We start from the raw sequence: 4,141 nt of genomic DNA, 5'->3' as shown, positions 1-4,141 counted from the left end.
TAGTTGAGGCCGCCACGGATCAGGTGCAGGTGCGAGTCGTTGAGGCCGGGGATGACGGTGCGCGTCTTGAGGTCGATCACCTGGGTGGCGTCGCCGCGATGGGCCATGGCCTCGGCGTCGCTGCCGACGGCGAGGAAGCGGCCGTCCTTGATAGCCACGGCACTGGCGTTAGGCTTCTCACGGTCGACCGTGTGGAAACGGCCGTTGAACAGGATCAGGTCAGCAGTCATGGAACCCCCTGAGGTAGTGGCGTGGGCGCCGCCCGTGGCGCCGGCGAAAGGCAGTGCGGACCAGAGTGCGCCGGCGGCGCCGAGCACCGTGCTTGCGGCGAGGAACTGGCGGCGGCTATTGCTGGATGGGTCTTCGCTCATGTGGCCCTCCTTGGGTCAGCGGGTGTTCAGCCAGCCGGCGAAGAAACGCGTCACTGGCGGCATGAAAAGATAGACAACCAGCAGCACGATGCTGGCCGTGATCAGCACATTGCTCGCCACGTAACCGGCGAGCCAGGGCCACAGCCTGAACAGCGGCTGCCAGAGCAGCGGGACCAGCAGGGCCAGCGGCAGGATCACCAGGAAGGTCACGCAGGCCTGTTTCCAGCGCGGCGGCTGGGGCATGTCGACCGGGGCCGGGGTGAACCAGAATTCCCGCTCCGGGTTGATCTCCAGCAGGTCGCCATCGGCGAGCAGGGGGCCGACTTCCTCGATGAGCTGGCGGCGGTCCGCCGAATCCAGCCAGGCCTGGAGCTGGGCGGTGGAGGCGAAGCGCAGGATGCTGGTGAAGTGGTGCAGGCCGCCCTTGCGGTCGCGTACCACGTCAATGCCGAGGTGGCCGGGATAGCCCTTGGCAACACCGATGATGCGGCGCAGCCAGCCTTCGTAGCGTTGTTCCTGTCCCTCCCTGATCCGGTGGCGGATCAGCAGGGTCACGACGTCGTCCGGGGTCATCGCGGGGTGCTCCGTGCAGCGAGGGAAGAAGGCCGGAGACGCTGGACGTCTCCGGCCCGCCGAGGCTTACTTGGCTTCGCGCTGGGGCGCCTTGTGGACCATGGTGTAGGCGTAGTCCACACCCATGCCGTAGGCGCCGCTGTGCTCGCGCACCAGGTCCATCACGGCGTCGTAGCTTTCCCGCTTCGACCAGTCGCGTTGGTACTCGAGCAGGACCTGCTGCCAGGTCACCGGGATGGCGCCGGCCTGGATCATGCGTTGCACGGCCATGTCATGGGCTTCCTGGGAGGTGCCGCCGGAAGCGTCGGTGACTATGTACACCTCGTAGCCGGCCTCGATGGCTTCCAGGGCCGGGAAGGTCAGGCAGACCTCGGTCCAGAGGGCGGCCATGATCAGCTTCTTGCGGCCGGTGGCTTTCACCGCAGCGACGAATTTCTCGTCTTCCCAGGAGTTCATCGAGGTGCGTTCGATGGGTTGCTGGCCGGGGAACACGCCCAGCAGCTCCGGCCACAGGTAGCCGCTGAAGCTTTCGGTTTCCACGCTGGTGAGGATGGTCGGGACGTTGAAGATCTTCGCGCTCTTGGCCAGGGCCACGGTGTTGTTCTTCAGTTGCTGGCGGTCGATGGACTGCACGCCGAAGGCCATTTGCGGCTGGTGGTCGATCAGGATCAGGGTGGAGTTGGTCGGGTTCAGCAGTTCGCGGATGGACATGGCATTTCTCCTGGAGCGATGGGTAGTGGGTTCTTCCTGGCCGGTGCCTTGATCTGGAGGCTGTTTGGTTCCGACGTGGGATGAAGTTTGTGCTCGCCCATTGAGAGAAACAATTAGCTAGAATTGAACTTCATTGATTCTGAATTGGAGACACTGATGGACCGGGTCGAATGCATGCGCGCCTTTATCGAAACCGTGCGCAGTAACGGCTTCGCCGCGGCGGCACGGGCGCTGGACCTGCCGCGCTCCACGGTGAGCAAGCAGGTGCAGGCGCTGGAAGAGGCCATAGGCGTGCAGTTGCTGGTGCGCACCACGCGCAGCCTGCACCTGACCGAGGCGGGAACCGATTATTTCGAATCGGCGCGGGACCTGCTGGCGGCCCTGGACGAGGCCGAGCAGCGGGCGCGGGATGGGGTAGGGGAGTTGCGGGGGGTGTTGCGGGTGAATGCGCCCATGTCCTTCGGGCTGCGCAAGCTGGGTCCGCTGATCCCGCGCTTCCATGAGCGGCATCCGCAGATCGAGTTGCAACTGGTGCTCAGTGACCAGCAGGTGGATCCGGTGCGCGGCGGCTTCGATGTCACCATCCGCATCGCCAGTCTGGCGGACTCCTCCATGGTCGCCCGCACCATCGCGCCGGCGCCGCGCTTCCTGGTGGCCTCACCGGCCTATCTGCAAAAGGCCGGAGTACCGCAGTCGCCGGAGGAGCTGGCCAGCCATGCCTTCCTCGGTTACGGCTACCTGCAGAGCGGGGTCAGCCTGAGTCTCGGCAACGGTCAGGAGACCCGTCGCGTGCAGGTCACCGGCCCCTTGCACGCCAACAACGGCGACTTCCTCGCCCAGGCCGCCGAAGCCGGCATGGGCATCGCCCTGCTGCCCAGCTTCATCGTCGACGAAGCGCTGGCCGCCGGCCGGTTGTTGGCCGTGCTCTGCGACTGGCAGGCGCCGCCCATCAGCATCAACGCCGTCTATCCCTCCGCTCGGCGTATGCCGCAGAAGACCCGGGCCTTCATCGATTTCCTGGTGGAGGAGATGGGGCGGGCCAATGAGCGGATGCCATGCTGAAGCAGCCTACGGGCTGCTTTTCCTGTGGGGGCGATTTCAATCGCTGAGCGGACCGCAGGTCTGCCCTCGGGACTTGAAAGGGGCAGCGTCGCTGCCCTTAGCGAATGAATTCGCCCCCACAAGCCGGGTAGGGTGGATCGCGCTTCACCGATCCACCGAGCGGGGTTGCCGGTGGAAAGAAGAGCGCTTTCCACCCTTGTATCTCGACTATCGCTCTGTGATGGGGCGATAGTTCCCGACTGATCATCGGGGGAGGGTCAGGAAGCCGTTTCCACCCTAAGGCCTCGAGCCAGCAACGTAGATAGTGCTCCTGCCCTCCACACTCACTCGAATAGCTCGAACGGTATCCAGAGCCCACCTCAGGTGAGAGCTCGCATTCACAAGGTCGTGCCGAGTGCAGTGATGATCCTTCTGGAGAGATTGAGGAGTTCGCATGTCCGGCATCGTTGGCATTGACATTGCCAAGCACAGTTTCGATATCGCCACCCAGCAGGCCAACGGCAAGTACCGCACCAAAGCCAAGCTGGCCAATAGCGCGGCGGGTTTTCAGGTACTGCAGGAGTGGCTGCTCAAATACAGCGAACCAGGGGCCTGGATCGTGATGGAGGCCACGGGGACCTACCACGAGGCGCTGGCCGAATACTTCCATGGCTTGGGCTACCGGGTTTGCGTGACCAATCCGGCGCAGATTGCCCTCTATGCCCGCAGCCAACTGCAACGGGTGAAGACGGACCAGGTCGATGCCAAGCTGATTGCCGACTATGGCGCCCGGCACGTGGACGAGTTGCGTGCCTGGCGGCCCGAACCGCCGGCCATCCGCCGCCTGCGGGCCCTGGTACGGCGCCTGCAGGACCTCCAGGAGATTGCCCAGATGGAGCGCAATCGCTTGGACGTCGCCGATGTCAGTGTGCAGGACTCGATTCGTTCGGTGCTGCAACACATCGAACAGCAGATCGCCGAAACCTTGAAGGCGATTCAGGCGCACATTGACGACGATCCCGATTTACGGGGTAAGCGCGACTTGCTGACCAGTATCGACGGCGTCGCGGACAAGACTGCGGCCCTGCTTCTGGCCGAGCTGGGAGACCCGCTGCAATTCAAGAATGCCCGGGCCATCACGGCGTTTGCCGGGCTGAATCCGCAGCTGCGGGAGTCCGGCACCCAAAAGGCCTACGCCTGCATTTCCCGGATGGGCTCCAGCCGACTCCGCGCGGGTCTCTACATGCCGGCCATCGTTGCGCTGACCCACAACCCGGCGATCAAAGCGCTGGGACAACGCCTGCGAAGTCGAGGCAAGGCCGGGAAGCAGATCGTCTGCGCCGCGATGCGCAAGCTGCTGCACATCGCTTATGGCGTCCTGAAATCGGGCCAGCCTTTCGATGCAAAACTGGCCCTTGCGCACTAGGTTCCAAGACGGTATCTAC

5 protein-coding genes are annotated in these 4,141 nt (G+C 64.2%); 2 read left to right on the top strand and 3 right to left on the bottom strand.

Annotated features, from left to right (window positions below):
• The 3 genes from E8F11_RS22735 to E8F11_RS22725 all read right to left on the bottom strand — a co-directional run.
• A partial coding sequence (locus E8F11_RS22735) for an amidohydrolase family protein (RefSeq protein ID WP_280291151.1) occupies window positions 1-371 on the bottom strand: 371 nt, incomplete at its 3' end.
• A gap of 15 nt (window positions 372-386) precedes the next feature.
• Window positions 387-944, bottom strand: coding sequence for an antibiotic biosynthesis monooxygenase (locus E8F11_RS22730; RefSeq protein WP_280291150.1), 558 nt, complete (start codon window positions 942-944; stop codon window positions 387-389).
• A 66-nt stretch (window positions 945-1,010) separates the two neighbouring features.
• On the bottom strand, window positions 1,011-1,655 hold the full coding sequence (locus E8F11_RS22725) for a hydrolase (protein WP_280291149.1): 645 nt from the start codon (window positions 1,653-1,655) through the stop codon (window positions 1,011-1,013).
• Window positions 1,656-1,811: 156 nt separating this feature from the next.
• Between E8F11_RS22725 and E8F11_RS22720 the strand changes: the two genes are divergently transcribed.
• Both E8F11_RS22720 and E8F11_RS22715 read left to right on the top strand, forming a co-directional pair.
• A complete protein-coding gene (locus tag E8F11_RS22720; RefSeq protein WP_280291148.1) occupies window positions 1,812-2,717 on the top strand; it encodes a LysR family transcriptional regulator in 906 nt (301 codons plus the stop codon).
• A 433-nt stretch (window positions 2,718-3,150) separates the two neighbouring features.
• The gene (locus E8F11_RS22715) at window positions 3,151-4,122 is read left to right on the top strand and encodes an IS110 family transposase (RefSeq protein ID WP_280287409.1); all 972 of its coding nucleotides are present in this window, start codon (window positions 3,151-3,153) and stop codon (window positions 4,120-4,122) included.
• Window positions 4,123-4,141: the final 19 nt, after the last annotated feature.

It is taken from the genome of Pseudomonas sp. BN417 (genome assembly GCF_029871205.1).
In the GTDB taxonomy this organism is placed as follows: Bacteria; Pseudomonadota; Gammaproteobacteria; order Pseudomonadales; family Pseudomonadaceae; genus Metapseudomonas.
The sequence above is the reverse complement of the archived record's forward strand: the minus strand, read 5'-3'. Positions and strand labels throughout refer to the sequence as shown.

Excerpts from the sequence above, each read along its gene's own strand:
- E8F11_RS22730 (WP_280291150.1), bottom strand. The coding sequence starts at position 944 with ATGACCCCGGACGACGTCGTGACCCTGCTGATCCGCCACCGGATCAGG.
- E8F11_RS22725 (WP_280291149.1), bottom strand. The coding sequence starts at position 1,655 with ATGTCCATCCGCGAACTGCTGAACCCGACCAACTCCACCCTGATCCTG.
- E8F11_RS22720 (WP_280291148.1), top strand. The coding sequence starts at position 1,812 with ATGGACCGGGTCGAATGCATGCGCGCCTTTATCGAAACCGTGCGCAGT.
- E8F11_RS22715 (WP_280287409.1), top strand. The coding sequence starts at position 3,151 with ATGTCCGGCATCGTTGGCATTGACATTGCCAAGCACAGTTTCGATATC.